This is a genomic window from Bartonella sp. AP58NXGY (assembly GCF_042195785.1).
GTDB lineage: Bacteria > Pseudomonadota > Alphaproteobacteria > Rhizobiales > Rhizobiaceae > Bartonella.
Genome location: NZ_JBHIOY010000324.1, coordinates 346 through 636, shown reverse-complemented (window position 1 = coordinate 636; position 291 = coordinate 346). Strand labels below are relative to the sequence as shown.

The 291-nt window shown below is 42.6% G+C and carries 1 protein-coding gene; it reads right to left on the bottom strand.

Annotation, left to right across the window (positions count from 1 at the left end):
• The coding region (locus ACFINC_RS11190; protein ID WP_375617249.1) for a ShlB/FhaC/HecB family hemolysin secretion/activation protein at positions 1 to 291 on the bottom strand (291 nt) is incomplete at both ends.

Sequence of the window (291 nt, the reverse complement as noted above, 5' to 3'; positions counted from 1 at the left end):
TACTCGAATGATATTGGCTCCAACTGCCATCAAAACCTACCGTCCAATAGCCATAGGGAATGGAAAATGAACCTGTTATCGTATCACTATTGGGGCGCTTGCCGGAAAAATGATACGGACCACCATTCATGGAGCGCTGATAACTAAATGACCATTGATCGTTGATCCCTAACAGATTATCAAAAGAAAGACTCACGCGTGTTTGGTAAATCCCAGTTGCTTTAGCGCCAAGATTATCACTGGAAAAAGTCAGCAACCACGGCTTCTGCTTATCGATATGAATATCAAGAA